Below are 26,384 nucleotides of genomic sequence, written 5' to 3' on the forward strand. Positions count from 1 at the left end.
GCCTCACGGCAGAGACACCCCCGAAGTCTCCACTCACCTCCGACGTACTCTGGAGGGATGCGCAGGGCCGACGGCGGCACGCTCGACGACGGCATGGTCGAGGTCGAGCTCGTCGGTGAACAGGCCGACGGGCCGGACCCCAGCGAGCGCGCGCAGTCGCCGCCGTCACCCGGCCGCACCGGCCCTGAGCCCCGCGAGGACCACGCCCTCCGCGACCCGCACCCCCGTCGCCACCTGCTGCGTACGGCACCGGCGATGGGCCTCGGGCTCGTCGTGCTGCTCGGGCTGGGGCTGACGGTCGTCGAGCAGCGGCGCGACGAGGCGCTCGTGGCGTCCGTCGCCCACGTCCCGGGGTTGTCGACCTCGCTGCGTGAGCCTCTCGTCGAGCGGTGGCAGACCGGTGGGCCGACCTCGGTCGCGGGCGGGCTCGTGCTGGGTCGGCAGATGGTGGACGGGCAGTCGAGGACCGTCGCGCACGACGCACGCACCGGTGAGGTGCGGTGGGCTGCGCCGTCGGGCATCGACGCCGCGGGATCCCCGTTGCGGTGCCGGACGGCGGTCGCCGGGGATGCGCTGCTGGTCTGCATGATCAGCGGCGGCGGGGTGCGGGCCCCCAACTCCGACGCCGTGCTGGGCGGGCTGCCCGGCAGGTTGCTGCTGCTCGACGCCGAGGACGGGTCGGTGCGCGACGAGCGTCCGTTGAACTCCCGCACGGTCGGGTGGGACGTCCTGGAGGAGGACCTGGTCCTGGCGCGTCGGGAGAGCGGTGCCCTGCACATCTCCCGGTCGCGCCTGGTGAGCCGCGAGGTCGTGTGGTCGGTCGAGGTGCCGTTGGCCCGTGATGTCCGCGCCCGGCAGGTCGTGCTCGGCGTCGCGCACGGCCTGGTGGTGGTGGAGGGCCGGATGGCCGTCGTCGTCGACGGGCGGGACGGCGAGGTGCTGGGGACGTGGGATCCCGAGGGGCGGCGGGTGCAGCCCGTCCAGGTGCAGACCGGTCCGCTCGGGTTCGCCGTGTGGCGGACGCCCCGCGAGGCCCAGTGGTTCGACCGCGACGGCCACGCGGGGGCGACCCTGCCGGGCAGCCCGCTCGAGGCGGTGGTCGACGACGGCTCGTCGCCGCACGTCACCCTCGTCCAGGACCGTGCCGACCTGCTCGCCGTGGACGTCCGGACCGGTGAGGTGCTGTGGCGCGGACCGCCGGTGCGTCGTGCGTTGACCCGGATCGACGGTCTGGTGGTCGTCGAGGGAGGCGGGAGCCTGCACGCGATCGACCTGGCGACGGGGGAGGGTCGGTGGTCGGCGGCGCTCGGCCCCGACTCGGTGCCGGGCTTCTCGCCGGTGACCGACGGCGTGCGGCTGCTGGTACCGGGCTACGAGGTGGCGACAGGGCGTCAGGTCACTGCGGTCGACCTGCGCGACGGGACCCCGCGGTGGACGCTTCCGTTGCCCGGCAGGGGCTCCGCGCTGTCGGTCGACGACGGCGTGGTGCGGGTGCGCTTCGGCACGCAGGTCGCGATCTTCGGCTGAGATGCTTGGGCGCATGCCCGACCGCCCCGATCTCCCCGCACCGCGGCCCGGGCCGCAGACCAGGGCGGTGGTCGACCGGCACCGGGCCCTGGCGGGGACGGCACGTGCGGTGCTCGACGACGTCGCGTCGGCACGGCTGCGTGTCGCCGAGCTCGTCGCGGCCGACCGGGACGCGACGGTCCGTGCCGAGCTGTCCGGCATCGCCGTCGGGCGCCTGGCGGAGCTCACGGACAAGAACCTGCGGCTGCGGGCCCTGACCGACGCGGGCTACCGCACGGCCCTGGACCTGCTCGACACCAGCGCGGCCGACCTCGAACGGTTGCCGGGCGTGGGACGGGAGACGGCCCGCAGCGCCCTCGCGGCCGTCGACCAGCTCGCCCGGGCGGTCGCGGCGGGGATCCGCCCGCGCATCGACCTCGACCTCCCGCCACGTGGGGTCACCCGCACCGCGGGCCCGACGGGGGAGGCGCGGGAGACGTGGGACTCCCAGGTCCTGGCCGAGATCCTCGGCCTGCTCCACCGGCTGCTGCTGCTCGGTCCCAGGGTCGAGGCGCACCGCACGGCCCTCGAGGACTACTCGTCGTCGGTGGCCGCGCTGCTGCCCGCGGCCCAGCGTGCCGCGCACCGGCTGCGCCTGGCCCTGCGTCGCCGTCGCAGCCGTGACGCCAGCATCGACGCGCTGCGGCGTCTGGTCGAGTGGGAGGAGTGGCTGACCCTCACCGGGCTGCCGGTCGCGCTCGCCGAGATCGACGCCCTGCGACGGCAGGCGCCGCCTGCCCACGGGGAGCTGTGGGCCGACGTCGAACGCCGCAGCGTCGAGTACTACACCGTGCTCGGGGAGATCGTCCCGGTGCCCGACGCCGTCCTGGCCTCGCACGGGATGCTCCCGGGAGAGCTGGCCGAGAGGGTCGCCGAGCACCCGCTGGACCTGTCGGTGATGCGGGTCGCGCTGCGCGGGTACCAGGAGTTCGGGGCGCGCTTCGTGCTCAACCAGGGGCGGGTGCTGCTCGGCGACGAGATGGGCCTCGGCAAGACCGTCCAGGCGATCGCGGTGATGGGCGACCTCGTCGTGCGCGGGGAGCGGCACCTGCTCGTGGTGTGCCCCGCGAGCGTGCTGATCGGCTGGGTCCGGGAGGTCGAGACGCGCAGCACGCTGGCCGCCCATCGGCTGCACGGTGCCCGGCGCGACGAGGCGATCGCCCGATGGGTCGCCGAGGGCGGGGTGGGGGTCACCACGTTCGAGGGGCTCCAGCACGTCCCGCGCCCGCAGGTCGACGGTCCGTGGAGCGTGGGCCTGCTGGTGGTCGACGAGGCCCACTACGTCAAGAACCCGAACGCGCAGCGGTCGACGCACGTCGCGCGGTGGGCGGAGTCGACCTGGCGGGTGCTGTTCATGACCGGGACCCCGATGGAGAACCGCCTCGAGGAGTTCGTGACCCTGGTGCGCATGCTCCAGCCCGAGGTCGCGGACGGCGTCCCACGGCATGCGGGGCTCGCGGGCGCCGACGCGTTCCGGCAGGTGATGGCGCCGGTGTACCTGCGGCGCAACCAGGTGGACGTGCTGGTCGAGCTGCCCGAGCTCGTCGTCGTGGACGAGTGGGAGGAGCTCACCCCCGCGGGAGAGGCGGTGTACCGGGCGGCCGTGGCGAGCGGCAGCCTCATGGCGATGCGCCGGGCGGCCTTCGCGACGCCCGACCCCGGGGACTCGACCAAGCTCGACCGCCTGCTCGAGATCGTCCAGGACGCCCAGGAGAACGGGCACAAGGTGGTGGTGTTCTCCTACTTCCGGGACGTGATCGACACCGTGGTCCGGGCGGTGGGGGCGCAGGGACCCGGCAGCGTGCACGGCCCGGTGACCGGGGCGGTGCCCGCCGAGGACAGGCAGCAGGTCATCGACGGGTTCACCGCGGCGGAGCCGGGTGCGGTCCTCGTGGCCCAGGTGCAGGCAGGCGGGGTGGGTCTGAACATCCAGGCGGCGAGCGTCGTGATCCTGTGCGAGCCGCAGCTCACGCCGTCGGCCGAGGCGCAGGCCGTGGGCCGGGTGCACCGCATGGGCCAGCTCCGCACCGTCGTCGTGCACCGGCTGCTCGTCGAGGGTGGGGTCGACGAGCAGATCACCCGGCTGCTGGGCGAGAAGAGCCGCCTCTTCGACGCGTACGTCCGCGAGTCGAGCCTCGCGGCCGGTGCGGTGGGTGCGGTCGACGTGACCCAGGCCGACCTGGCCCGTGAGGTCGTCGCGGCAGAGCAGGCACGGCTCGGCTACGGGCCGGTGTGGGAGGCCCTCGACGGCTGAGCCTGGCCCGTGCACCGAGCAGCACGGCCCGACACCTGGTGATACGGGTGGGTCACAAACCCTCGGCTCGGCCCCATAGTGGTCGATGGGTGGGTACGAGGGGGCGGACGAGACGGGGACGAGGATGGGCACCGCGCAGGGAGCCGACGCCGGCGCGCTCGGCGAGGTCCTCGACCTGCTCAACGAGCGGATCGTGCGCTACCGCGTCAGCGACCTGCAGATCCTGTACTGCAACACCGCCTGGGCGGATGCCGTCGGTCTCACCCCTGAGGCCGTCACGGGTCTGACCATGTGCGCGGTGCTGCCCCCGGACGAGCTCACGGGGTTGTTCGCCCAGGTCGCCCGGCTCGGGACCGAGTCCTCGCACCTGATCAACATCCAACGCTCCGGTGACCGGTGGACCGAGTGGTCTGACCTCTACCTGACGGGACCGGGCGGGACACACATCCTGGCCGTGGGTCGCGACGTCACCGACCGGCAGGACGCCGAGATGCGGCTCGCGGCGAGCGAGGAGCGCTACCGCGAGCTGGCCCTGCGTGACGCGTTGACCGGGCTCGCGAACCGGCGGCTGCTGGACGAGCTGCTGGCGAGCGCCCTCGCGCGGACCCGTCGTGACGGGCACCGACTGGTGGTCTCCTACCTGGACCTCGACGGCTTCAAGGAGGTCAACGACGAGCACGGGCACGCCGTCGGTGACGCGGTGCTCGTGGAGTGCGGGCGGCGCCTGCGCGAGGGCCTGCGCGAGTCGGACGTCGTCGCCCGGGTGGGTGGTGACGAGTTCGTCGTCGTCCAGGAGTGCCTGCCCGGGAAGGAGGGCCACGCGGCAGCACGGCTGGCCGCGATCATGGCCCCGGACTACGCGGTCGAGGGGTTGGTCCTGCCGTGCTCGGCCAGCACGGGATCGGTCGTCGCGGAGCCGCACCACGACGCTGCGGGGCTCGTCGCGGCGGCCGACGAGGCGATGTACACGGTCAAGCGCGGCCGCGCCGCGGCGCGGCTCTGAGCGGTGCCGGCCCTCGAGGAGATGCCGTGAGGCGCGCCGTCGTCGGCGCGCTCGCCCTGGGCGTCGTGGTCGTGGTGGGTGCCGGCGCGGCACTGGGGGGCGTGCTGCCCTGGTGGCCGCGGGGTGGAGGGCCGCTGTCGCTCCCGGACCCGCACGGCTACGCCCTGCCTGTCGAGGTGGGAGACGTCGTGACCGATGCGTTCGACATGCTCGTCGTCGAGGGACCCGGTGCGGTGGTCGTCACGCGGATCACACCGCAGTTCAGCGGCCAGGGTGTGCGCACCGTGGGGACGTTGCTCTCCGGCGTCGATCGTGAGGTTGCTGTCGAGGAGCAGTTCTACCGGACGTGGCCGCCGCAGGACGCGGCGTTGGGCGGGGTGACGGAGGTCAGTGGCACGCAGGTCCGGGCGCCTGATGCGGACACGCTCCCCCCGCAGGTGCTCATCGGGATGGAGGTGAGCACGCCGGGGCACCACCTGCGGGAGGGGATCTGGGTGGAGTACCGGGCTGGGATGGTCCACTACCGGGAGTTCTTCGACGCGCAGATCACCTTCTGCACACCCGAGGTGATGGAGGGTGACGTCTGCCCGTTCCTCGGAGACGGCTGACGGCAGGTCGGGAGCGCGACGTTCACGCGCTGACCGCGTGCCTCCCGACCCGTGCCGCCGCCACGACCTGCGCCCGGTCGACGCGTCGCAGGATGCCGTCGAGCACGGCCGCCCGGTCGAACTGCAGGGCGTGGGCACGGGCCCGCTGCTCCCAGTCGGCGCGTTCGAGGGGGTTCATCTCGAGCACCACCCGGTCCAGGGCGTGAGCGATGGCCTGAGGTGACTCGACCGGGACGAAGATCGCGCAGTCGCCCACGGCCTCGCCGATGCCGCCGGTCTCGGTGGTGATCACGGGGCCGCCGCCGGCGAGCATCTTCTCGACCAGGGCGATGCCGAAGGTCTCGGTGAACTCCGGCAGGGGCTTGCTGGGCAGCACGTACGCGGCGGCGCCGGCCATGAGGTGCGGCTTCTCGGCGTCACCGACGTCGTCCAGGAAGGTGATCTGGCCGGCGACGGCCGACTCGGCCGCCTGGGCGCGCAGACGCCAGGCGTCGGGGCCGTTCCCGGCGACGACCAGGCGGATCGCGGTGCGGCAGCGGCTGCGCTCGAAGCCCGCGATGAGGTCGTCGACGCCCTTGGCGGGGCTGAGCCGGGACAGGTAGAGCACGTACCCGTCACGTTCGAGACCTCTCCGCTCCAGGGCACGGTCGGTCGACCGGGGGTCGAGGTCGACGTAGGCGCTGACGTCGATCGCGGGGTAGGAGATCTGGATGCGCTCTCCGAGCTGTGCGGCGAAGGTGGTGCCGTGCAGGGCGTCGAGCGCCTCGGCCTCGGCGACCACGATGTCGCGGGTGTAGAGGGACACCGCGAGGCACACGTCGTGGTCGAGGTAGCTGGTGAGCACGTGCGCGGCGGCCCCCCAGCGGCCCTCCTCGACGCAGGACCGCACCACGTTGGTGACGTCCGAGCCGACCGCCTCCGCGACGGTGGTGACCTCCACGGGCAGGCCGGTGCCGCGGGCGATGCGGACGGCGTCGGCGATGGCCACGGCGTGCGGGCTGAGGTACAGGGACATCGCGACGGTGGGCACGCCGTCGGTGAAGAGCTCGACGAGCCGCCCGGTGAGCCCGGCGAGGTAACGACCGTCGGGCACCTTGTAGTCGCCCACGGGCTCGGGGCGCTCCACCACGATCCCCTCGCGGTAGGGCAGCACCCGGTCCAGCGGCTTGAGCGGCAGCCCGGTCTCCTGGAGCCGGTCGATCGGCCAGGTCACGATGCGCACCTCGTCGAAGCCGCGGTCCAGGGCGGCCTCGGCGAGGTTGCGTGCCTCCCCGGAGTGCCCGCAGATGACAGGGTCGGCGCGCACGACGATCACCAGCCGTCGGTTCGGTGTGGTCATGGTGTGCCTCCGGGGGTGTCGGCGAGCGGGCGTGAACGGGCGGGGACGGTCGAGGGGGAGGACGGCGGACGGGCGGCGTCCCAGCGGCCGGGGTCGGGGCCCAGCTCGATGCTCAGCCGGCCTCCGCGGTGCAGCTCGGTGCCGGTCAGCCAGGTGCGGTCCAGGGGGGCGCCGTCGAACCGGACGGACTGCACGTACTGGGCGGGTCCGTCCGGCTCGGGCTCGACGAACCCGGTCGTCTCGACGTGCAGGGTCGAGCCGCCCACCTGCATGCGGGCCTCGCGCCAGGCAGGGGCGTTGATCAGGAAGAGGTTCTGCCCGGCCACCGGGAACAGCCCCAGGGAGGCCCACACGTACCAGGAGGACAGCCCGCCCGAGTCGTCGTTGCCGGGCAGACCCCCACGTCCGGTACCGAACTGGTTCTGCACGACGGCGTGCACGACGTCGGCCGTGCGGTCGGGGCGCCCGGCGTACTGGTAGGCCCAGGGGGCCTCCATGTCGGGCTCGTTGTTCAGGCCCTCGAAGCGGTTCAGGGCGTACCCCTCGGCGAGCTCCGGCAGGCCGGGCCGTACGCCGGGCTGGGTGACGGGCTCGGCGCCGAAGCCGAAGAACCGGTCCAGGAGGCCCACGAACGCCTCGTCGCCGCCGGCCAGCGCGATGCGCGAGGCCATGTCGTGGACCAGGCGGAAGGAGTAGTTCCACTTGCCGCCCTCGTAGTACGTGGAGTCCTCGAGCAGCCCGGTCGCGGGGTCGAAGGCGTTGGTCCACTGGGCGGCCAGGGGGCCGAACTGGGCCACCAGCGCCTGGTCGCCGAGGTGCTCGGCGACCTTGGAGGTGCACCAGTAGCCGAAGGCCAGGTCCAGGGTGTGGCTGATCGGCTGGGCCTTGCCGCGCAGCAGGAAGTCCTCGCCGTAGCTGCGGCGCAGGTCGTTGTGCATGTGCACCAGGGCCCAGTCCCAGTCCACCCCGGGCAGGCCCAGCTGGCACAGGTCCGCCAGGAAGGTGTGAGCCAGGGCGCTGGCCTGCCGGGAGAACTGGTCGGCCCCCCGGGCCATCCGGTACCCGATCGGCAGGTTGCCCTCCTCCTCGGAGATGAACAGCAGGGCCTGGGCGAGCTCGACCGCACGGTCGGGCCGCAGGGCCGTGAGCAGGGGCAGCTGGGTGCGGTAGATGTCCCACATGGTCGCGATGTCGAAGGCGAACGCCCCGCCGGCCGGCCAGAAGGGGCTCTCGCCGGGGGCCAGGCACGGCTTGACCAGCGAGTGGTACAGGGCCGTGGAGAAGATCGTCTGCTTGTCGGTCGAGGGGGTGTCGACGGTGATCGCGCCCAGGTGCTCGCTCCAGGTCTGCGCGGTCGCCGCGCGGCGCGAGGCGAAGCTCGACGGGCCGGGCCCGCAGTCGCGGTAGAGGTTCTCGCGGGCCTGCTCGGCGCCGCGCAGGGAGAACCCGAACCGCAGCTCGACGACCTGGCCGGGTTCGGTCGGCCCGGCCCACATCAGACCGAACGGGCGCAGCGTCGTCGGGCGGATGTAGTCGAAGTCCAGGCGGGTGCCGCCGGGCATGAGCCGGCGGTCGTACCAGAGCATCTGCCGCCACTGGGGGGTGTCGCACTCGACGTGCACGGCCAGCGGGGCGCCCTCCACCACGATCTCGCCCTGCGCGACGCCGGGGGACAGGGTGTGCAGGTGTGCCCGCAGCGGCACGGTCTGCCCGTGCGGGATGGCCAGGCCGCCCAGGGAGAAGTCGATGACCACGCGTGCGTCGTGGTGGCTGGGGAAGGTGTAGCGGTGCACCGCGCTCTTGGGGCCGACGGTCACCTCGCAGCGGATCCCCGAGGACAGCGTGGTGGCGTACCACCCGGGTTCGGCGCGTTCGTCGTCGATGTCCCACAGCTCCCCGAGGCCGTCGAGGGGCTGCAGCATCGGGGTGACCCGGAAGTAGTTGTAGTACTTGCGGATGGCGCCCGTGCCCGACTGCTGGAAGTGCGTGAACCCCGAGGCGACCTGCCGCTCGTGGATCTGCGGCGGCACACCCTCGGTGACCAGGTCGTGCCGGCCGTAGCCGGTGGGGTAGGCGCCCGAGTACGCGCAGGCCGAGACCATGCCCAGCGGGTACGTCGCCCCGGGGTGGGTGTTGCCGACCTGGGGCTTGGGCCACCACCAGGTGGCGGCCAGCTCGCTCGACGGGGGCAGGTCGGTGACGTCGGTCCCGATGAACGGGTCGACGCGGTCGATCACGGGGCACTCCGCGGTCTCATGCGCAGACGCTAGGAGGCGGACGTGTCTGTGGTGTTGCGCGCAGGTGACCGTTGGGTCGCGGCGGACTCCCTGTCCGGCCAGCTCCCCCGCCCCAGGCTCCCCCCGCCCCCCGCCCCCCCCCCCCCCCCCCCCCCGCCCGAGCACCCACAGCAGCCGAGATCGGGCTTTCCGTCGCTATCCGAACGCGGTAAGCGACGGAAAGCCCGACCTCGGCCGGTCACGGCGTCGAGGTGCGCTCTGGGACCTTGTGCGGCATGGGGGATCTGGGATTCACTGGACACATGTTCTACATGTCATGACATGTAGAACATGTGTCGAATCCGACGGCGAGGAGTGCACTGATGCCCCCTGAGGAGAACGTCCCGCACTACGGTCCGGGTGGTCGAGGGTTCTACGGCGCGGTGACGGTGAGCGAACGCGGTCAGATCGCCCTGCCCGCTCAGGCCCGACGCGACCTGGGCATCTCGCCCGGGGACAAGCTGCTCGTGCTGGGCGACCCCGAGCAGGGGATCGCGCTGATGACCCTCGAGGTGCTCATGCGCACCCTGCAGGGCTCCTCGACGTTGCTCGAGCAGATCCAGCGTCACGCGCAGGGTGCGGGCGGCCCGACGGTCCCGCCGGAGAGCGCGCCGGACGACGGCGACGCGCCGGACGACGGCGACGCAGCGGAGGAGGCGCCCGGTGTCGACGGCGATCAGGTGTGAGGGAGTCGTCAAGCACTACGGACCGGTGCGCGCGGTCGACGGCGTCTCGTTCGAGGTCCAGCGGGGCGAGATCTTCGGGGTGATCGGTCCCAACGGCGCGGGCAAGACCACCCTGCTGGAGTGCCTCGAAGGGCTGCGCAGCCGGGACGGTGGCGTGGTCGAGGTGCTGGGCGTCGACCCCGAGCGCGAGGTCCGTGAGGTCCGCCGACGCACCGGGGTCCAGCTGCAGTCCTCGGCGCTGCCCTCGCGGATCACGGTCGGTGAGGCACTGGCCCTGTTCGCGTCCTTCTACGAGCGACCGGCCGACTGGCGGGCGCTCCTGACGCGGCTGGGTCTGGAGGAGAAGCGCGACACCCTGGTCGAGAAGCTCTCGGGCGGGCAGCGCCAGCGGGTCTTCGTGGCCCTGGCCCTGGTCAACGACCCCGAGGTGGTCTTCCTCGACGAGCTCACCACCGGGTTGGACCCGCAGTCACGGCACGCCATCTGGGACCTGGTGCGCGACCTGCGCGACCAGGGCACCACCGTGCTGCTCACCACGCACTTCATGGAGGAGGCCGAGCGGTTGTGCGACCGGGTCGCGATCGTCGACCACGGCACGGTCGTGGCCCTGGGCACCGTCGACGACCTGGTGGCGTCGATCGACGCCGAGAGCCGCTTGACGTTCTCCGTCGACGGCAGGCCGCCGGTCGAACAGCTGCAGGCGGTGACCGGGGTGACCCGGGTCGAGGCGACGGGTGACCGGGTCGTGGTGCACGGCAACGGCTCGCGCTTCCCCCAGGGTGTGCTGGGTGTGCTCGCCGACCAGGACCTGCGGATGCGTGACCTGCGGTCCGACCAGCCCAACCTCGAGGACGTCTTCCTGACACTCACGGGCCACGCGATGCGCGAGGGGGTGGTGTCGTGAACGCCTTCCGGCAGCTGGTCGGCATCCAGGCCCGCCGCACGATGCGCGAGCCTGCCGCGGTCTTCTTCATGCTGGCGTTCGCGCCCATGTTCGCCGTGGCGATGGGCCTGATCTTCGGCAACGAGCCCGTCGCGCAGTTCGGTGGGCGTGGCTACCTCGATGCGAACCTGGTGAGCTTCACGGCGATCATCGTGGTGATCCTGGGGCTGATCATCGTCCCGGTGGACATCCTCAGCCAGCGTGACAGCGGCGCCCTGCGGCGCTTCCGCGCGACCCCCCTGCGACCCGGGACCTACGTCGCCGCCGACGTCCTGGTCCGCTTCGTGATCTCGCTGACCAGCATCGTGGTGATGCTGGCCATCGGCATCCTCGCCTTCGGCGCCCGCCCCGAGGGGAACCTGGGCAGCGTGCTGCTGGTGGCCGCCCTCGGCGTCGTGGTGTTCCTGGCCGTGGGCTACGCGCTCGCCGCGGTGCTGCCCTCGCAGGGTGTCGGTCAGGCGCTGGGCAACATCCTGGTGTTCCCGCTGATCTTCCTCTCAGGTGCGGCCGTGCCCCTCGACGTGCTGCCCGACGACGTCCGGCGGGTCGCCCAGGTCTCCCCGCTCACCCAGCTCGTCGAGCTGCTGCGCGGGCTGTGGGACGGGCAGCCGTGGTCGGAGCAGTGGGTCCCGGTCGTGGTGCTGCTCGGGCTGCTCGCCGTCGCCGGGGTGGTGGCGTCACGGTTCTTCCGGTGGGAGTGAGGAGGGTCGTGGCATGGAGTACCGCCGCCACGAGCCGGCCCCGCGCCTCACCGGGCTCGTCGAGCACTACTGGTCGGTGATCGAGCCGGCCCCACCTGCGCCGCTGCGGGCCGTGCTCGTGCCCGACGGGCGGGCCACGATCCAGCTCTGCCTGGGCAGGCCCGGGCGTCGCTTCACCGTCGGTGGCCCCGCGCAGGAGAACGCCGACGTGTACCTGCCGACCGGGACGCAGCCGTTCGTCATCGAGCAGGAGGGTCCCTCGCACTACGTCGGCATCCAGTTCACGCCCTGGGGTGCCCGGACGCTGTTCCCCGGCGCCCCCGAGCATCCAGCGCAGATCCAGGACGTGCTCGGGCCGCTGCCCGGCAAGCCAGCGTTGGCCGTGGACCCGGCCCGTGAGCTGGACCGCTGGCTCGACGCGTTCCTGCCTGCCGTCGTGCCCACCGCACCCGACCTGCTCGCTGCGGCGACGGAACGGATCGATGCCGACCCGGCAGCCGTCGAGGTGGGCGCTCTGCCCGCCGCGCTCGCGGTCTCGTCCTCGACGCTCTACCGGACCTTCCGGCGCGGCATCGGCCTGTCCCCGAAGCAGTACGTGCAGGTGATGCGCCACCGCGCGTTCACCGATGCCCTGCTCGCTGGGACGGGCGGGGTGCCGACGGCTCTGGTCGCCTCGCTCTCGGGCTATGCGGACCAGCCTCACGCCGCGCGTGAGTTCACCCGCTTCACGGGGATGACCACGACCGCGTTCCGCGACACCTATGACGGCATCGCCCGGCTGATGGCCCGGTCAGGATGATGACCGATTCCTTCAAGACCGGTGGCGATCTCCGTTCCTAGCCTGGGTGCATGGGAACGATCATCCACATCGAGCTGACCAGTGCCGCACCCGCGGCGACCGCCGACTTCTACGCCCGCGCGTTCGGCTGGGAGTCCATCGCCTCCCCGTTCGTGCCCGACTACCTCCTCGCCAGCACCGGCGACGGTACGGGCATCGGCGCGGCCATCATGAGCAACCGCTACCAGAGCCAGAGCACCATCCTGTGGATCGAGGTGCCCGACGTCGTCGCGGCGATCGACGCCGTGACGGCGGCCGGAGGGGCCGCGGCGGGCGAGGTCCAGGACCTGCCCGATGTGGGGCGGTTGGCCTACGTCACCGACCCCGACGGCGTGGTGATCGGGTTGAAGGAGCCGCGCTGACCTGACGCAGCACGGTCCACCGCGTCGCTATCGCGCCGCATGGGCGAAGAGGAGCCCGAGCCAGACCCAGCCGACGACGATCACCGCACGCTGCACCAGGCCGGCGAGAGGGTGGTCCTTCTCCCAGGCGGCTCCGAACGCCACGAAGCCCGCCGCCATCGCTGCTGCGGTCAGGGCCGAGAGCCACGTCCACCAGGGCCCGGGCAGGACGAAGGCCGCGACGGCTGCCGCGATCGGCAGTGAGCCGAAGACGAGCATCCCGGCCCAGTCGTGGAGCTCGTGGCGCGTCGAGGTCTCGGAGGGTGTCTCGTCGGGCGTGCCCGGCGGGTATCCCCGCATGGCGTCCATCGGGAACACCCCCGAGGCGACCAGTGAGACCCCGAACACCGCGATGACGGTGGCGAGGAGCGTGCTCCCCAGCGCGGGCCCCACGGCGAGCGCTCCCGCCGTGATGGCCAGGCCGCACACGATGAAGTTCGTGGTCTGCAACCACCCTCGGGGGCCGAGGGCCAACGCGCTGACCGGATGGCGCGCCGGCCGGAACCCGGGCCGGGTCCAGCCGTCGAGCAGGAACGTCGCGATGAAGAGCCATGAGCCGAGGGCGCCGAGCCACAGGAGGGGCGTCACCGCGTCACTCGCTCGCAGGGTGACGGCACCAGACACGTCGGCCCCGGCACCGAGCAGGTAGCCGATCCGTTCGGAGAGCAAGCCATGCAGACCGATTCTGCCCCAGCCGTAGATGTCGTTGAACGGCGACACCCGATCTGCGCCTGCCGCGACACCGATGGTGGACCAGTGGTGTGTACCATCGGTACATGCCGCTCCCTCGCTTCGGACGCCTCGCCCCTGACCGCCAGGCCGCCATCCTGGGCGTCGCCCGAGCCCACTTCGCCGCCGAGGGCCCCGAGACCGCCTCCTACAACAAGATCATCGAGGCGTCCGGGATCTCCAAGAGCGCCGTCTACCAGTACTTCGACGGCCGCGAGGACCTGCTGGGCGCGGTGCTGGCCGGGGTTCGGGACCGGCTGCTCACGGCGCTGGGCCCGTGGCGGGAAGCCCACGACCCCCAGGAGTTCTGGGAGCAGCTCGCCCGCGGGGCCCGCGGGTTGCGTGAGCACCTCGTCGCCCACCCTGACGACCTCGCCCTCGTCCCCGCCGCCACGACCCGCGCCGGCGCCGAGGCCGACCCGTGGTTCGAGGCCGTGCTCGCTGACGGGAGGCGACTCGGGGTGATCCGCGCCGACGTCGACCCCGACCTCCTGCTCGCCGCCACCGTCGCGGTCTTCCGGGCAGCCGACGGCTGGGCGGTGCAGGCCCTGCAGGAGGGGCGGCCGGTGGATCTCGACCGCCAGCCCTGGACCCTGCTCGCCGGTCTCTGGGGAAGTCCCCTCCCTCCCGGGATCACGCCGTGAGCCGCCCGGACCTCGTCGTCGACTGGACGATCCCCGACACCGGTTCCGGCTGGAGCGGCAGGATCGACCGCTTCATGGGGCCGGGCAAGACCCGACCCGAGTACGTCGTCGAGATCGTCGGGGGTGTGGTCTGCGTCGCGCTCCTGGCGTGGCTGGTGCTGCACACCGGTGCCTACCGCGAGTGGTCCGTGCTGCAGGCGGTCATCGTCGGCGTCGCGGCCCTCGACCTGGTCGGTGGCGTCCTGACCAACGCCACGAACTCGGCCAAGCGCTGGTACCACCGAGACCGGCCCGGAGCCGCGCGCGCCCGGCTGGTCTTCGTCGGCGCCCACGTGATCCACCTGGCGGCGCTCGGGCTCGTCGTCCCGCACGGCCTGGTGTGGAGCGCTGCGAACGCCGTGCTGCTGCTCGCCGGGGCGGCCCTCGTCGAGGCGGTGCCGGTGGAGGTCCGACGCCCCGTCGCGATGGTCGCCCTGCTTGCCGCGGTGACGATCAACCTCGTCCTGCTCCCGCTGCCGACGGCGCTGGCGTGGGTGGTCCCGTTCCTGTTCCTCAAGCTCCTGGTGTGTCATCTGGTCCCCGAGGCCCCGCTGCGGAGCCGACATGAGCGCTGAGGTGGCCTCGGGCGTCGATCCGCTCGTCTGCGCCCGACTGCTTGCCGCGGCGTTCGCCGACGAGCCGGGGATCGGCTGGGTGTGCGGTCCGCGAGCGCGCGCCAGGCAGGCCTGGTTCGCCGCGACCCTGCGCACCCACGAGACCCTGCCGGGCGCTACTCGCTACGTGGTGCACGTGGCGGGCGACCCTGCTGGGGCTGCGGTGGTGACACCTGCCGGCAGTCGGCCCGGGACGCTCGCCCAGCTGGCCTGGACGGCCCGGGTCGCACTCGACTGCGGTCCGACGGCGATCCGGCGCACCCTGCGCTACCTCGGTGCGAGCGCTGCCCCAGATGACGCCTTGACCCTCGAGTTCGTGGGGGTGCTGCCGGCCCAGCGAGGGCGGGGCGTGGGTGGCGCGCTGCTGAAGCAGGTGATCGCCGACGCCGCGGGTCGTCCGGTGTACCTGACCACGGCTGACCCGGCGAACGTCGGGCTCTACGAGCGGTTCGGCTGGCGGGAGACGGGGAGGGCTGGTGTCGGGGGGCTGGTGGTTGCTGCGATGCTGCGGTCCGGTGTGGGTGGCTGACGGATCCCGTGGTCCGCGGTAGCGGCCTCGTCTGTTTGTATGCCTTCGAGCGTTATCTGGGCGCTGGCCGTCTGCGCTGCTCAGCCCCCCCAAGCAGGGCTACCAAGTAGTTTCTCGGGCCTGGGTGGTCTCATGCCCGTGAGCAGAGCTCTACCACACGAACTACACCGCTGTCAGTTGGTGGTCGGTTGGCTAGGGCGGGCTGCCGCGCGACCGTTCGTCCTCGGCCGCTGGGCGCCCTGCGGGCGCTGCGTCCCTTGCCACATGGCACCCACGGTCACCAAGGTCTGAGCCGCTGAGGCTCCCCGAGTTGCGTTGCTATATCAAGTCAAGGGCGGGCCTTCGGCCCGCCTCGGTAGCCTAGGAGGGTGCCTGAGACTCGCCCCTTAGTGCTGTCGGCCGAGAAGTACCAGTTCTGGGCAATCGACCACGTTGGCCGCCAGATCACTGTCGTCCCGCAGCGTGGCAATTCCGTGACGGCTCCCCTTGAGGGCGATCACGTGATTTCAGGAATCAAGACCTCCATTTTCGATTGGGAGAAGTGGTGGGTCACGACTATCACCGACCGTGACCACCTAATCAACACTGTCGGATTCAACGCCGAGCACCCTGATCCCACTCCGCATCGGCCGACCGTATACCTTGATCAAAACATGTGGAGCCGCGTGGCGGCTGCCATGTTCACCCCGGAACGAGTCAAGCCAGAGCGAGAACTCCGGGCGGCATCCGAGATTATTCGCTTCGGCATGGACGACGGCATCATCCTCCCGCTTTCGTCCGCACACCTCCTCGAGACCTCAGCCCTCCACACCGACTTGCGGTATGAAGTCGGGGTTGCGCTCGCGCGCCTTTCGGGAGGGTGGCAGATGCGCCATCCAATCGACGTCTTCGAGCAAGAGGCGATCCATGCCCTTGGAGAACGCATTTCTGTGAGGGCCGAGGGTCGGACGCGGCGTGCAGTGCTCACCACAGAGCCGAACGCCTGGATGCGAGACGAGTCGACGTTGGGGATCAGCCCACCCCGCGCAGCGACCGTCGAACTGCTAATCGAAATGATGAGCGCGCCGGGAGCGGTGATCGCCCATCTCGTTGATCCAACTCCGCTTGAGCGCACGTCATTGTCACGGTGGGTAGAGCATCATCGCAGAATAACCGAGCAGTTTCGCGCCCTAGACATCCCCAAGCCGCAGAGGCGAGGGATGGCCCGTCGACGGTTCTGGAACGAACACATTTCGATGTACCGTTCGGCCTCGCGCGTGTTGGGCTTGCCGGAAGTTCCGCTGCTATCTGACCGCGATCTCAAGGCATTCCTTGATGGCGCGGAGATGTCATCGCTGTTAAGCGCGTTGTTCGTCACTCGGTTTATTGACAGCTCGACTCGATGGCACGCGAACGATCTGGTCGACATGTTCTATCTGTCTTGCGGGGCTGCCTACTGTGATTACGTCGTCGGCGAAGCGAAGACAACCACCCAACTGGCGCAGGCTCAACGGAGCCTGGGTAAGCGGGTGACAGCCTTTCGGACCCTGGGCGACCTGGTGGACACGCTGCACGCGGAGGGGGTCACAACCGATAGCGAGCGGCGCGCACTGTCGCAGCCGGGGGACAACTACGGCTGACCGTGGGGGTTGGTTGGCAACTAGCGGGGTTGCCGAGCTGGGTCGTTCCCTTGCGGTTCAGCGGTAGAAGCCCTCGCGCAGGTTGATCCCGTGCTCGACCCACGCCTTGAGGGCGGACAGCATGCTGGTCCACCCCTCGCAGTTGCCGAACGCGGCGCGCGCTCCCGCGGCCGTCGGCTGCCAGGACGTCTCCGTGATCGTGACGAGCGTGCGCACGTCGTCGTCGATCGGCTCGAACTCGAAGACCGTGCGGGTTCTGCCGTTCTCGGTCGCCGTGGCGTCGCCGTCCCACTCGATGACGATCCGGTGGGGTGGCCGGGCCTCGACCACGCTGACCGCGAAGGCGCCCGGGTGATCCGCGAAGTCCCAGGTGACGTCCGCGTCTGGCTCGAGACGGCCTCGCGCACCGCCGGTGGTGAAGTAGTGGGAGAGCTGCTCGGGGTCCGCTACGGCCTCGTAGACCTGGGCGCAGGGGCGCGCGACGCGCCCGGAGATGGTGAAGGACAGGTCAGTGAGCGAAGTGGATGCAGACATGTTGTAGTTTTACAACATGTCTGGTGTGGTCGACAAGGGCGACGAGGATGACCGGGTCTTCAAGGCGCTCGCTTCCCCGGCGCGCCGGCGGATGCTCGACGCCCTCAAGGAGTCCGCGCACACCACGGGCTCCCTGTGCGCCGCGCTCGCGGACCTCGACCGCACCACTGTGCTCCAGCACCTTCGGGTGCTCGAGGGTGCCGGCTTGGTCACCGGGCGCAGGGTGGGTCGGGAGCGTCACCTGGCGCTCGCCCCCATGCCGATCAAGCGCATCTACGAGCGGTGGATCAGCGACTACATGCGGGCTGCCGTCGATCTGCTCGACCGGCTCGACGCCGACTGACGACGGTCGAGCAAGGTGTCGCCCGCTGCACTGGCGCCATACTCGGCCCATGGGTCGCACGGCGTCAGCGCTCGCAGCGGTGACGCTGTCTCTCGTGCTCGCGGCGTGCTCGCCGGGCCTGGTGCCGGCCGCACTGGAGACCGTCGCCCCCGTGCCCCCGAGCGTGCGCAGCACCCCACCCGCACCAGTAGAGCCCAGCACGCCGCCGCCACCCGCCGAGCCCTCGCCCGAGCCGACCTTCGACGCGTCCGTCGGCCCGATCACCGCCGAGCTCGCCGAGCGGATGGTCCCGACCTCCTGGCGGGAGGGCTGCCCGGTGCCGCTCGAGGACCTGCGTCACGTCACGATGAGCCACGTGACCTTCGAGGGCACGGTCGCGACCGGGGAGCTGGTGGTGCACGCGGACGTCGCCGACGGCGTGGTGGAGGTGTTCGCGGAGCTCTTCGACGCGCAGTTTCCGATCCATTCCATGCGCCTGATCGACGACTTCGACGGCGACGACGACGCGTCGATGGCCGCCGACAACACCTCGGCGTTCAACTGCCGGGCCATCACGGGTGGCACCGGGTGGTCGGAGCACGCGTACGGGCGTGCGATCGACCTCAACCCCGTCGAGAACCCGTACGTCCGGGGTGACCACGTGGCGCCGCCTGAGGGGCGTGCCTTCGTGGACCGGCCCGATGCACCGGGCGTGATCCGGGCCGACGACGTCGTCGTGCGCGCCTTCGCCGCGGCGGGCTGGCAGTGGGGCGGCGACTGGGACCGGCCGATCGACTACCAGCACTTCAGCATCTCAGGGCGCTGAGGTCGTCGGCCGCATCCCCTGCCCGCGCCCGCCGCGCGAGATGGGGCTTTCCGTCGCTATCCGCACGCGGTAAGCGACGGAAAGCCCGATCTCGGCAGGCGGCAGGCGCGCGCGGGCGGGCGGGCTGGTGGAGGTGCGGGGCGGCTAGGACTGCGGGGCGGCTAGGACCCGGCGGGCGCGCGGGTGGCGGCGGCGAGGTCGGCTCGTAGCTCGTCGGCGGTGCGGCGGGTGCCGTAGCCGGGGGTGTCGCGCTGGATGCGCCAGCCCTCGGAGAGCGGCTCGAGCTCGACCGCGTCGTACCCGAAGCTGTCGACCAGCTGCGCGACCCAGGTCCGGGCGTCGGGGTCGTCCCCGGCCACGACCAGGGCGCGGCGACCAGAGGTGCCTGGTTCCTGGCCGTGCTCGGTGAGCTCGCTCGCGACGATGTGGTTGAACGCCTTGACGACCTTCGACGTCGGCAGGTGCCGCTGGAGCAGCTCGGCGGTGGTGGTGGCCTCCTGGTCGAGCTCGGGGATCTCACCGTCGCGGTACGGGTAGTAGTTGTTGGTGTCGATGACGATCTTCCCGGCGAGGGGTTCGACCGGGACGCTGCCGATCGCGTGCAGGGGGATCGTGACGACGACGACCTCGCCCTCCTGCGCGGCCTCAGCGGTGGTGCCGGCCCGTGCGCTGTCGCCGAGCTCGGCCACGAGGTCCACGAGGGTCTCGGGGCCACGGGAGTTGCTCACCACGACGGCGTGCCCCTGGGCGACCGCCAGCCGTGCGAGCTGTGAGCCGATGTTGCCTGCGCCGATCAGTCCGATGGTTGCCATGAGAAGTACAACCCCCGGGCCGCCCTGACATTCCGGCCGGGTCGCACGCGCTCCCTCGACCATCCCGCCGAGATCTCGCTTTCCGTCGCTTTCCGCGCGCGGAAAGCGACGGAAAGGCACACCTCGGCGGGCGCTCGCGGTGAGGCCGCTCGTCCAGGAACCCGCGGCTGGTCCACAGCCGTCTCCCAGGGTTCTCCCACCTGGGGGCGCCAGGGTGGCGGCACACCACCAGCACCCAGGAGTCCTGCGATGTCCACACCGATCGTCTTCGCCCTCGACCTGGTCGCGATCAGCGTCCTGACCTTCGGCCTGTACTTCCCCCGCCACCGACGTCGTGACCTGGTTGCGGCCTTCCTCGGCGTCAACGTGGGGGTGCTGGCGGTGGCTGCCGCCCTGGCCTCCACCACCGTCGGCGCGGGGCTCGGGCTGGGCTTGTTCGGGGTGCTGTCGATCATCCGGCTCCGCTCGACCGAGCTCGACCAGCACGAGGTCGCTTACTACTTCGCGGCGTTGGCGCTCGGGCTGCTCGGCGGGCTCGGGGTGACCCCGCTGTGGCTCACCGTGGTGATGATGGCGGTGATCGTGGTCGCGATGTACGTGGGTGACCATCCGCGGCTGTTCCGCCGCTACCGCCGCCACGTGATGTCCCTCGACCGGGCCTTCACCGACGACCAGGCCCTGCACGCCCACCTCACGGGGCTGCTCGGTGCCACGGTCCACGAGGCCACCATCCAGCGGGTCGACCTGGTCAACGACACCACCACGGTCGAGGTCCGCTACGAGCTGCCCGCCCCGGCGCGTCGGCGCGCACGCGCCACCCCCGTGGGGACCGTGACCACCGCGCCGGTCGAGCTCGTCGGGGCCGACCGATGAGCGACCCCGCCACCGCCCTCACCCGCAACGTCATCCCCACCCCGTGGGCCGCCCTGCCGGCGATCGGTCTCGACGAGCTCACCGAGCGCGCGAGCCTGCTCACCCGTGTGGACCGCAAGTACCTGGTGCCGACCGCCGAGCTCACCGACCTGGTCGGGGGCCTGGCCGACGACGGCGCCCAGGTGCTCGAGATCGACGGGTCGCGGACCTTCGCGTACGCCTCGGTGTACTTCGACACCTCCGACCTGACCAGCTATCTGCTGGCCGCACGCCGCCGTCGGCGTCGGTTCAAGGTCCGTACCCGGACCTACCTCGACTCCTCGCAGTGCTGGCTCGAGGTCAAGACCCGTGACCTGCGGGGTCGCACCGTCAAGCACCGGTGCGCGCACGACCTCGCCGACCAGGCCAGTCTCACCCCCCGGGGTGCGGCCTTCGCCGACGACGTGCTGGCCGGCGCGAGCGTCACCGGCACCGAGGCCGCGACCCTGCTGCCCACCCTGGTCACCCGGTACGACCGCTCGACCCTGCACCTGCCCTCGACCGGCAGCCGGGTGACCGTGGACACCGGTCTGCGGTGCACGGCTCCGGACGGCCGGGTCGTCGACCTGCGTGACCTGGCCGTCGTGGAGACCAAGACCACCGGGTCGGCGTCGTCGGCCGACCGGCTGCTGTGGCGCAGCGGCCACCGACCCGTGGCTTTCTCCAAGTACGCGACCGGCCTGGCCGCGCTGACACCCGACCTGCCCGCTGCCCGGTGGCACCGGGTGCTGAGCAACCACCTCCAGCCCGCGGCCCCCTGACCCGGACCGCACCACCCACACCCCAGGAGAACCTGATGCGAGACCCCCGGAAGTCCCTGAGCACCGCGGTGATGTCCGCCGCCGCCGCGCTGAGCCTGCTCACGGCCTGCTCCGCCACGACCGCGGAGACCACCGCCACCGCCACCACCGCCATCACCGCAGAGACGATGCTGACCAGCACCACCGAACGCCCCGAGGACCACGACGGCGCCGCCGACCACGAGTGGGACGAGGCGGACGTCGTGGACCTGACCCTCACCGGGGACACCGCGACCGCGGCGGACGGCGTCGTCGTGGACGGCAGCACCGTGACCGTGACCGCCGCCGGCACCTACCGGGTGAGCGGGAGCCTCGACGACGGCAGCCTCGTGGTCGACACCGCGGACGACGGGATCGTCCGGCTGGTCCTGGACGGGGTCGACATCTCGAGCTCGACCACCGCGCCGGTCTTCGTCTCCGAGGCCGAGGAGGTGATGGTCGTGCTCGAGGACGGGTCGCAGAACACCCTGAGCGACACCGAGACCTCCGTGCACCCCGACGCCGACGACCCCAACGCGGCGCTGTTCTCGACCGCCGACCTGACCATCGCCGGCACAGGTGCGCTGACCGTCACCTCCTCCTACAACGACGGCATCACGAGCAAGGACGGCCTGGTCATCACCGCCGGGTCGATCACCGTGGACGCCGTGGACGACGGGATCCGCGGGAAGGACTACCTGGTCGTCGAGGGCGGGGACATCACCGTCACCGCGGGTGGTCACGCCCTGAAGTCCGACGACGAGGACGACGCGACCGTCGGGTACGTGTCCGTCGCCGACGCGACCCTCGACCTCACGGCCGGTGTCGACGGCATCAACGCCACCTCCGACGTGCTCATCACCAGCGGCCGGGTCACCATCGCCGCCGCGGACGACGGCGTCCATGCCGACGGCGCCCGGACGGTCACCGGCGGCGAGGTGGACGTGACCGAGTCCTCCGAGGGGCTCGAGGGTGCGCTGGTGACGATCGATGGCGGCGACATCAGCATCGTGGCCAGCGACGACGGCATCAATGCGGCGGGGGGCACCACCGAGGGGGAGGGTGCGCAGACCGGCGCGGATGCCGATGGCGCCGTTCCCGAGGCCGGGATGCCGGCCGGCGGTGAGGTGGCCGCGGGTGGTACCCGGCCCGAGGGAGGCTCCCGGAGGCCCGGCGGCGGCGAGCCGCCCACCGACGGGAAGGTCCCCGAGCGTCCGACCGACGGGACCGTGCCGGGGGGCGGCAGGGGTCAGCGTGCCGGCGGTGGTGCCGGGATGCCTGGTGGCGGCGGTGACTACCACGTGGCCATCAGCGGCGGCACGATCCTCGTCGACGCGGGCGGCGACGGGATCGACGCCAACGGCGACCTCACGATCACCGGTGGCACGACGGTGATCCACGCGACGAACAGCGGCGGCGACGGGGCGCTCGATGCCGACGGCACCATGGAGATCTCGGGCGGCGTGCTGCTCGCGGTCGGGGGCGCCCAGATGCTGCAGGCTCCGGTCGGGACCTCGGGACAGGCCACGGTCACGGTGACCCTGACGTCGGCGGTCCGGGAGGGGACCGTGCTGCACGTGGTGCGGGCCGACGGCGAGGTGGTCGCGAGCGTCGAGACCGTCCACGACCTGTCCGCGGTGGTGCTCTCCTCGCCCGACCTGGTGGTCGGCGAGAGCTACGAGATCCGCACCGGTGGCGGTCTCTCGGGTGAGGTGAGCGGTGGACGTCTGGCCGACGGGGATCTCGAGGGCACGACGGTCGTGGGGAGCGGGACCGCCACGGGGGAGTGAGGACGCCGCAGCACAGGCCGCACGGGCAGCGTCCCGTGCGGCCTGTGTCCCGTGCAGCCGCTGCGCGTCCTCGGGACACCGTCTGCGCGTCGCGTGGGTCCCGCCTGTCACACGAGTCACGCCGCTGAGTCACGATCTGGATACTCTTGGGCCCTTGGTGCCCCTGCGCGTCGATCATGGTTGCTAAGGTCCGCTTTATGACAACAGGCCCGGTATCGGTCGTTTTGCGTGCGATCGGACCGGGAACCCGGCTCGGGTCCGCACCGCACGGCAACCGCTCTCCTCGCCGGCGACCGCCCCTGGCCCGGGCGGCGGCGCCCCTGCTGCTCGTCGCGGCGCTCCTCGGCGGGTGTGCGCAGACGTCGTCCGGGCCGCTCGCCGCTGCCCGGATCGGGCCCGCGGCGGCCGGGCCCTCGGCCGCCGAGACCGTCGCGGCGGAGCCCTCCGAGCCCGCGGTGCTCCGCCGGCCCCCGGTGTGGAGCACCGGGATGGACGACGCCGACGGCGCCGGGGCGGTCGCAGCCACCGAGCACTTCCTCGAGCTCTTCGCCTACGCCCAGACCACGGGCGACCTGCTCGCGTGGAACCTGGTCAGCGGCGAGGCGTGCGCCTTCTGCGCGAGCGTCCGCGAGGACGTGACCCAGGTCTACGACTCCGGCGGCCGGTACACCGACTACGACCTGACCATCGGTCCGGTCGTCGTCCTGGACCGTGCGGACGTCCAGGACGGCGACGTGCTGCGGGAGGTGTTCACCGTCGAGGCCGGGTACCGGACCACGGCCGGGCAGCTCCTGGGTCGCCGTGGCGCGGTCCTCGACGAGATCCCTGCGGAGGCGGGTGCCCTCGTCCTGGACGTCACCTACGCGGACATCGGCTGGATGATGCTCCGTGGAGAGGCCCGTACCGAAGAATTAACACGTTGATCATCATGTTGCGGTCCGAGCGTGACGATGACGTCCTGTGGACATCGCTCAGCACCCGGCGCGCGCCGACCCCGACGCACTGGTCGAGTCCCTGCTGCGCCCGGGCGCCATCGTCGCGGCCTTCCAACCCGTGGTGCGGGTGGCCGACGGCGCGATCATCGGCTACGAGGCGCTGGCCCGTGCGCGCGACCAGCCCGAGGTCTCACCGGCCGTGTGGCTCGAGGCAGCGGGACGGCGCGGGCTCCGCACCGAGGTCGAGCTCGCCTGCCTGGGCGCTGCTCTGGTCGCCGGCGACCTGCCCGACCGCGCGCTGCTCTTCCTGAACGTCAGCCCCGAGGTCGCCCTCGACCCCCGGATCGCCGCGCTGTGCGCACGGTTGCCCCGGCACGTCCTGGAGGTCACCGAGCACGCCGAGGTGCAGGACTACGGACCGCTCCTGGACGCGCTGCAGATGCTGCGGTCGCAGGGTTCGCTGGTCGCGGTCGACGACGTCGGCGCGGGGTACGCCTCGATGTCCCACGTGCTCCAGCTCAGCCCGTCCTTCGTCAAGATCGACCGCTCGCTGGTGCAGGGGCTCCACGACGACCCGCGGCGGCGCGCCCTCGTCGAGGCCCTGCAGGCGTTCGCGGGGGCCATCGGTGCGGTGACCGTCGCCGAGGGGGTCGAGACCACCGCGGAGCTCGAGGCGCTCAAGGCGATCGGGGTCGACCTCGCCCAGGGGTTCCTCCTCGCCCGACCCGCCCCGCCGTGGACCGCGGTGAGCACCGAGGCCCGTGCCGTGCTCGCCCCACCACGCGAACGCCCGGACAGCCTCGACCCCGCGCGCCTGGTCGCCGACCTGGATGCGGCCGGCGACCCGGCCGAGGCCTGCGACGTCGTGGGACGGTACGTCTCACGGCACGGCGGGCTGCTGCCGAGCATCTACCTCGAGCGCGGCGGTGCACTGCGGTGCCAGTCGCGTCGAGGGCAGTGGCTGGTGATGGACGGCCTGCAGCCCGGTTCGGGGATCACCGGATCGGCCTTCGCCGACGGCGTCGAGATCCTCGTGCAGGACGTGAGCACCGACCCGCGCTACCGGTTGGCGGTGCCCGGGGTCGCGAGCGAGCTCGCCGTCCCGCTGCGCGTCGACGGGGTCCCCGTCGGGGTGCTCAACGTCGACTCGCTGGCGCCGATCCTGCCCGCCCACCTGGCGCTCGTCCGCGAGTGCGCGGCCCTCCTCGACGTGCGGCTCACGACCCTCGCACGGTCCCGCGCGGCGAGCTCGACGCTGCATCACCTGAGCCGCCTGGCCCCGTCCCTGGCGCTCGCGGGCAACGCGGTCGACCTGTGCGAGACCACGCTCGCCGCGGTCACCGACCTCACGGGCTTCGACAGCGGCTGCGTGTGGAGCTTCGACGGGGACCTGCCCACCGCGGTCGCGACGGTCGGGGAGGGCGCCGTCGTGCTCGGCGGGCTGGACCGGGCCGACGTCGTGCAGTTCCGGGACCTCGTCGCGGACCTGTCGTCCTGCTACAGCGGTGGCACCGATCTGAGCTTCACCGTGCCGCCCACCCACGTGCTCCCCAGACGAGGTGTGCGGGGGGTGGTGATCGTGCCCATCCGTGACGGCTGGCGACTGACCGACGTCCTCGCGCTGACCAGCACCACGACCTCGTTCGTCGCCGCTGAGACCATCGACGCGGTGGAGGCGCTGTGCCTGCAGGCAGGCAGCAGGCTCGCCTCGCTGCGTCGGGTCGCCGAGCTCGAGCTGCTGGTCCACCGCGACGCGTTGACCGGCGTCGGCAACCGTGGGCTGTGGAACGTGGTGCTGGCCGACGCGACCGACCCGACCGGTGCGCTCGAGCCGTGCTGGCTGGCCGCGGCCGACGTCGACCACTTCAAGCAGGTCAACGACACCCGCGGTCACGTGGTGGGCGACCAGGTGCTGTGCGCGCTCGCCGCGCTCTTCTCGTCACGGCCCGGGTGGTCCGTCTACCGCCTGGGTGGTGACGAGTTCACCCTGCACGGTCCCGCCGACGACGACCTGTGGTCGCACGAGCTCGCGGCCGTGGCGGCCGAGGCCCACGACCTCCTCCTGCCCTTCGGGGCCAGCGTGTCGATCGGAGCCGTCCGTACCGTGCGGGGAGAGCTGCAGGCCGCGCAGGACCTCGCCGACCGCGCGCTGTACCGGCGCAAGCGCCAGGGAGGCGACGGACTGACCTTCGACCGGCAGGGCGACGTCCGGTCGAGCGTGCTCAGCCCATCGGTGTGAGCACGAAGACCGGGATGAGCCGGTCGGTCTTGGCCTGGTAGTCGGCGTAGTCGGGCCACACGGCCACCGAGCGCTCCCACCACAGGGCGCGCTCCTCGCCGGTCGCCTCGCGGGCCAGGTAGTCCTTCGTCACGGCGCCGTCCTGCAGCTCGACGTGGGGGTCCGCGACGAGGTTGTGGTACCAGACGGGGTGCTCGGGGGCCCCGCCCTTCGAGGCGATCACCGCGTACTCGCCGTCGTGCTCGACGCGCATGAGCGGGGTCTTGCGCAGCTTGCCGGTCTTGGCCCCCACGGAGGTCAGCAGGATGATCGGGACGCCGCGCAGCAGGTTCGCCTCGGCGCCGCGGGTGCGCTCGAAGGTCTCGGCCTGCTCACGGGCCCAGTCGGAGGGGCTCGGGGCGTACTCACCGGTCAGAGGCATGTCTTAGTGAACCAACCGCGGGCCG

At 72.0% G+C, this 26,384-nt stretch carries 26 protein-coding genes; 20 read left to right on the forward strand and 6 right to left on the reverse strand.

What is annotated here, in order from left to right:
- The first annotated feature begins 57 nt into the window (after positions 1 to 57).
- The 4 genes from M1R94_RS08265 to M1R94_RS08280 all read left to right on the forward strand — a co-directional run bounded on the left by M1R94_RS08265 (position 58) and on the right by M1R94_RS08280 (position 5,431).
- Positions 58 to 1,527, forward strand: coding sequence for an outer membrane protein assembly factor BamB family protein (locus M1R94_RS08265; RefSeq protein ID WP_249381188.1), 1,470 nt, complete (start codon positions 58 to 60; stop codon positions 1,525 to 1,527).
- A gap of 13 nt (positions 1,528 to 1,540) precedes the next feature.
- Entirely contained in the window at positions 1,541 to 3,820 is a 2,280-nt protein-coding gene (locus M1R94_RS08270) for a DEAD/DEAH box helicase (RefSeq protein WP_249381189.1), read from the forward strand.
- A 124-nt stretch (positions 3,821 to 3,944) separates the two neighbouring features.
- The gene (locus tag M1R94_RS08275) at positions 3,945 to 4,823 is read left to right on the forward strand and encodes a sensor domain-containing diguanylate cyclase (RefSeq protein ID WP_249381190.1); all 879 of its coding nucleotides are present in this window, start codon (positions 3,945 to 3,947) and stop codon (positions 4,821 to 4,823) included.
- A 26-nt stretch (positions 4,824 to 4,849) separates the two neighbouring features.
- Positions 4,850 to 5,431 carry a hypothetical protein gene (locus M1R94_RS08280; RefSeq protein WP_249381191.1) on the forward strand — a complete coding sequence of 194 codons (582 nt, stop codon included), beginning with the start codon at positions 4,850 to 4,852 and terminating at the stop codon, positions 5,429 to 5,431.
- A 22-nt stretch (positions 5,432 to 5,453) separates the two neighbouring features.
- Here the strand turns inward: M1R94_RS08280 and M1R94_RS08285 are convergent, their stop codons facing one another.
- Together M1R94_RS08285 and M1R94_RS08290 are read right to left on the reverse strand one after the other, a co-directional pair.
- Positions 5,454 to 6,770 (reverse strand): glycosyltransferase, encoded by a 1,317-nt coding sequence (locus tag M1R94_RS08285; RefSeq protein ID WP_249381192.1) that lies wholly within the window; start codon positions 6,768 to 6,770, stop codon positions 5,454 to 5,456.
- Positions 6,767 to 9,007: a glycoside hydrolase domain-containing protein gene (locus M1R94_RS08290; protein WP_249381193.1), complete on the reverse strand. Its 2,241-nt coding sequence runs from the start codon at positions 9,005 to 9,007 to the stop codon at positions 6,767 to 6,769. Before M1R94_RS08290 ends, M1R94_RS08285 begins: the two co-directional genes overlap by 4 nt.
- A 362-nt stretch (positions 9,008 to 9,369) precedes the next feature.
- Here M1R94_RS08290 and M1R94_RS08295 point away from each other — a divergent pair, with 362 nt between their 5' ends.
- Genes M1R94_RS08295 through M1R94_RS08315 form a run of 5 tightly spaced genes read left to right on the forward strand, consistent with a single transcriptional unit; the run spans position 9,370 to position 12,576 of the window.
- Positions 9,370 to 9,732 carry an AbrB/MazE/SpoVT family DNA-binding domain-containing protein gene (locus M1R94_RS08295; protein WP_249381194.1) on the forward strand — a complete coding sequence of 121 codons (363 nt, stop codon included), beginning with the start codon at positions 9,370 to 9,372 and terminating at the stop codon, positions 9,730 to 9,732.
- The gene (locus tag M1R94_RS08300) at positions 9,710 to 10,636 is read left to right on the forward strand and encodes an ABC transporter ATP-binding protein (protein WP_249381195.1); all 927 of its coding nucleotides are present in this window, start codon (positions 9,710 to 9,712) and stop codon (positions 10,634 to 10,636) included. Before M1R94_RS08295 ends, M1R94_RS08300 begins: the two co-directional genes overlap by 23 nt.
- A complete protein-coding gene (locus tag M1R94_RS08305) occupies positions 10,633 to 11,376 on the forward strand; it encodes an ABC transporter permease (RefSeq protein ID WP_249381196.1) in 744 nt (247 codons plus the stop codon). The genes M1R94_RS08300 and M1R94_RS08305 overlap by 4 nt, the downstream gene beginning before the upstream one ends.
- A 13-nt stretch (positions 11,377 to 11,389) precedes the next feature.
- Positions 11,390 to 12,175 (forward strand): AraC family transcriptional regulator, encoded by a 786-nt coding sequence (locus M1R94_RS08310; protein WP_249381197.1) that lies wholly within the window; start codon positions 11,390 to 11,392, stop codon positions 12,173 to 12,175.
- A gap of 50 nt (positions 12,176 to 12,225) precedes the next feature.
- Entirely contained in the window at positions 12,226 to 12,576 is a 351-nt protein-coding gene (locus M1R94_RS08315) for a VOC family protein (protein ID WP_249381198.1), read from the forward strand.
- A gap of 27 nt (positions 12,577 to 12,603) precedes the next feature.
- Here M1R94_RS08315 and M1R94_RS08320 read toward each other — a convergent pair whose 3' ends face one another.
- Positions 12,604 to 13,335: a DUF998 domain-containing protein gene (locus M1R94_RS08320; RefSeq protein ID WP_249381199.1), complete on the reverse strand. Its 732-nt coding sequence runs from the start codon at positions 13,333 to 13,335 to the stop codon at positions 12,604 to 12,606.
- Between the two features lie 56 nt (positions 13,336 to 13,391).
- Between M1R94_RS08320 and M1R94_RS08325 the strand changes: the two genes are divergently transcribed.
- The 4 genes from M1R94_RS08325 (at position 13,392) to M1R94_RS08340 (ending at position 16,789) form a co-directional block, all read left to right on the forward strand.
- Positions 13,392 to 13,988, forward strand: coding sequence for a TetR/AcrR family transcriptional regulator (locus tag M1R94_RS08325; protein WP_249381200.1), 597 nt, complete (start codon positions 13,392 to 13,394; stop codon positions 13,986 to 13,988).
- Positions 13,985 to 14,602, forward strand: coding sequence for a hypothetical protein (locus tag M1R94_RS08330; RefSeq protein ID WP_249381201.1), 618 nt, complete (start codon positions 13,985 to 13,987; stop codon positions 14,600 to 14,602). The genes M1R94_RS08325 and M1R94_RS08330 overlap by 4 nt, the downstream gene beginning before the upstream one ends.
- Entirely contained in the window at positions 14,592 to 15,170 is a 579-nt protein-coding gene (locus tag M1R94_RS08335) for a GNAT family N-acetyltransferase (protein WP_249381202.1), read from the forward strand. Before M1R94_RS08330 ends, M1R94_RS08335 begins: the two co-directional genes overlap by 11 nt.
- A gap of 368 nt (positions 15,171 to 15,538) precedes the next feature.
- The gene (locus M1R94_RS08340; protein ID WP_249381203.1) at positions 15,539 to 16,789 is read left to right on the forward strand and encodes a hypothetical protein; all 1,251 of its coding nucleotides are present in this window, start codon (positions 15,539 to 15,541) and stop codon (positions 16,787 to 16,789) included.
- 57 nt (positions 16,790 to 16,846) lie between these two features.
- On the opposite strand, the gene M1R94_RS08345 is transcribed toward M1R94_RS08340, so the two are convergent.
- On the reverse strand, positions 16,847 to 17,323 hold the full coding sequence (locus tag M1R94_RS08345; RefSeq protein WP_249381204.1) for an SRPBCC domain-containing protein: 477 nt from the start codon (positions 17,321 to 17,323) through the stop codon (positions 16,847 to 16,849).
- Positions 17,324 to 17,339: 16 nt separating this feature from the next.
- Between M1R94_RS08345 and M1R94_RS08350 the strand changes: the two genes are divergently transcribed.
- Both M1R94_RS08350 and M1R94_RS08355 read left to right on the forward strand, forming a co-directional pair.
- Entirely contained in the window at positions 17,340 to 17,666 is a 327-nt protein-coding gene (locus M1R94_RS08350) for an ArsR/SmtB family transcription factor (RefSeq protein WP_249381205.1), read from the forward strand.
- Positions 17,667 to 17,715: 49 nt separating this feature from the next.
- The gene (locus M1R94_RS08355; RefSeq protein ID WP_249381206.1) at positions 17,716 to 18,471 is read left to right on the forward strand and encodes a M15 family metallopeptidase; all 756 of its coding nucleotides are present in this window, start codon (positions 17,716 to 17,718) and stop codon (positions 18,469 to 18,471) included.
- A gap of 161 nt (positions 18,472 to 18,632) precedes the next feature.
- Here M1R94_RS08355 and M1R94_RS08360 read toward each other — a convergent pair whose 3' ends face one another.
- Positions 18,633 to 19,283 (reverse strand): NADPH-dependent F420 reductase, encoded by a 651-nt coding sequence (locus M1R94_RS08360; protein ID WP_249381207.1) that lies wholly within the window; start codon positions 19,281 to 19,283, stop codon positions 18,633 to 18,635.
- Between the two features lie 249 nt (positions 19,284 to 19,532).
- On the opposite strand from M1R94_RS08360, the gene M1R94_RS08365 reads away from it, so the two are divergent.
- From M1R94_RS08365 to M1R94_RS08385, 5 genes are all read left to right on the forward strand, one after another.
- Positions 19,533 to 20,156, forward strand: a complete 624-nt coding sequence (locus M1R94_RS08365) for a DUF4956 domain-containing protein (RefSeq protein ID WP_249381208.1) — start codon at positions 19,533 to 19,535, stop codon at positions 20,154 to 20,156.
- Positions 20,153 to 20,956, forward strand: coding sequence for a polyphosphate polymerase domain-containing protein (locus M1R94_RS08370; protein WP_249381209.1), 804 nt, complete (start codon positions 20,153 to 20,155; stop codon positions 20,954 to 20,956). Before M1R94_RS08365 ends, M1R94_RS08370 begins: the two co-directional genes overlap by 4 nt.
- A 35-nt stretch (positions 20,957 to 20,991) precedes the next feature.
- A complete protein-coding gene (locus M1R94_RS08375; RefSeq protein WP_283253078.1) occupies positions 20,992 to 22,764 on the forward strand; it encodes a carbohydrate-binding domain-containing protein in 1,773 nt (590 codons plus the stop codon).
- Positions 22,765 to 22,961: 197 nt separating this feature from the next.
- The gene (locus M1R94_RS08380; RefSeq protein WP_249381210.1) at positions 22,962 to 23,687 is read left to right on the forward strand and encodes a DUF6318 family protein; all 726 of its coding nucleotides are present in this window, start codon (positions 22,962 to 22,964) and stop codon (positions 23,685 to 23,687) included.
- Positions 23,688 to 23,724: 37 nt separating this feature from the next.
- A complete protein-coding gene (locus M1R94_RS08385) occupies positions 23,725 to 25,938 on the forward strand; it encodes an EAL domain-containing protein (protein WP_249381211.1) in 2,214 nt (737 codons plus the stop codon).
- On the opposite strand, the gene M1R94_RS08390 is transcribed toward M1R94_RS08385, so the two are convergent.
- On the reverse strand, positions 25,922 to 26,359 hold the full coding sequence (locus M1R94_RS08390; RefSeq protein WP_249381212.1) for a nitroreductase family deazaflavin-dependent oxidoreductase: 438 nt from the start codon (positions 26,357 to 26,359) through the stop codon (positions 25,922 to 25,924). The two genes, M1R94_RS08385 and M1R94_RS08390, sit on opposite strands and share 17 nt — an antisense overlap.
- Positions 26,360 to 26,384 lie beyond the last annotated feature (25 nt).

This window comes from Actinotalea alkalitolerans, from assembly GCF_023369855.1.
In the GTDB taxonomy this organism is placed as follows: Bacteria; Actinomycetota; Actinomycetes; order Actinomycetales; family Cellulomonadaceae; genus Actinotalea.

Excerpts from the sequence above, each read along its gene's own strand:
- M1R94_RS08265 (WP_249381188.1), top strand. The coding sequence starts at position 58 with ATGCGCAGGGCCGACGGCGGCACGCTCGACGACGGCATGGTCGAGGTC.
- M1R94_RS08270 (WP_249381189.1), top strand. The coding sequence starts at position 1,541 with ATGCCCGACCGCCCCGATCTCCCCGCACCGCGGCCCGGGCCGCAGACC.
- M1R94_RS08275 (WP_249381190.1), top strand. The coding sequence starts at position 3,945 with ATGGGCACCGCGCAGGGAGCCGACGCCGGCGCGCTCGGCGAGGTCCTC.
- M1R94_RS08285 (WP_249381192.1), bottom strand. The coding sequence starts at position 6,770 with ATGACCACACCGAACCGACGGCTGGTGATCGTCGTGCGCGCCGACCCT.
- M1R94_RS08295 (WP_249381194.1), top strand. The coding sequence starts at position 9,370 with ATGCCCCCTGAGGAGAACGTCCCGCACTACGGTCCGGGTGGTCGAGGG.
- M1R94_RS08310 (WP_249381197.1), top strand. The coding sequence starts at position 11,390 with ATGGAGTACCGCCGCCACGAGCCGGCCCCGCGCCTCACCGGGCTCGTC.
- M1R94_RS08315 (WP_249381198.1), top strand. The coding sequence starts at position 12,226 with ATGGGAACGATCATCCACATCGAGCTGACCAGTGCCGCACCCGCGGCG.
- M1R94_RS08325 (WP_249381200.1), top strand. The coding sequence starts at position 13,392 with ATGCCGCTCCCTCGCTTCGGACGCCTCGCCCCTGACCGCCAGGCCGCC.
- M1R94_RS08335 (WP_249381202.1), top strand. The coding sequence starts at position 14,592 with ATGAGCGCTGAGGTGGCCTCGGGCGTCGATCCGCTCGTCTGCGCCCGA.
- M1R94_RS08345 (WP_249381204.1), bottom strand. The coding sequence starts at position 17,323 with ATGTCTGCATCCACTTCGCTCACTGACCTGTCCTTCACCATCTCCGGG.
- M1R94_RS08350 (WP_249381205.1), top strand. The coding sequence starts at position 17,340 with ATGTCTGGTGTGGTCGACAAGGGCGACGAGGATGACCGGGTCTTCAAG.
- M1R94_RS08355 (WP_249381206.1), top strand. The coding sequence starts at position 17,716 with ATGGGTCGCACGGCGTCAGCGCTCGCAGCGGTGACGCTGTCTCTCGTG.
- M1R94_RS08360 (WP_249381207.1), bottom strand. The coding sequence starts at position 19,283 with ATGGCAACCATCGGACTGATCGGCGCAGGCAACATCGGCTCACAGCTC.
- M1R94_RS08365 (WP_249381208.1), top strand. The coding sequence starts at position 19,533 with ATGTCCACACCGATCGTCTTCGCCCTCGACCTGGTCGCGATCAGCGTC.
- M1R94_RS08370 (WP_249381209.1), top strand. The coding sequence starts at position 20,153 with ATGAGCGACCCCGCCACCGCCCTCACCCGCAACGTCATCCCCACCCCG.
- M1R94_RS08375 (WP_283253078.1), top strand. The coding sequence starts at position 20,992 with ATGCGAGACCCCCGGAAGTCCCTGAGCACCGCGGTGATGTCCGCCGCC.
- M1R94_RS08380 (WP_249381210.1), top strand. The coding sequence starts at position 22,962 with ATGACAACAGGCCCGGTATCGGTCGTTTTGCGTGCGATCGGACCGGGA.
- M1R94_RS08390 (WP_249381212.1), bottom strand. The coding sequence starts at position 26,359 with ATGCCTCTGACCGGTGAGTACGCCCCGAGCCCCTCCGACTGGGCCCGT.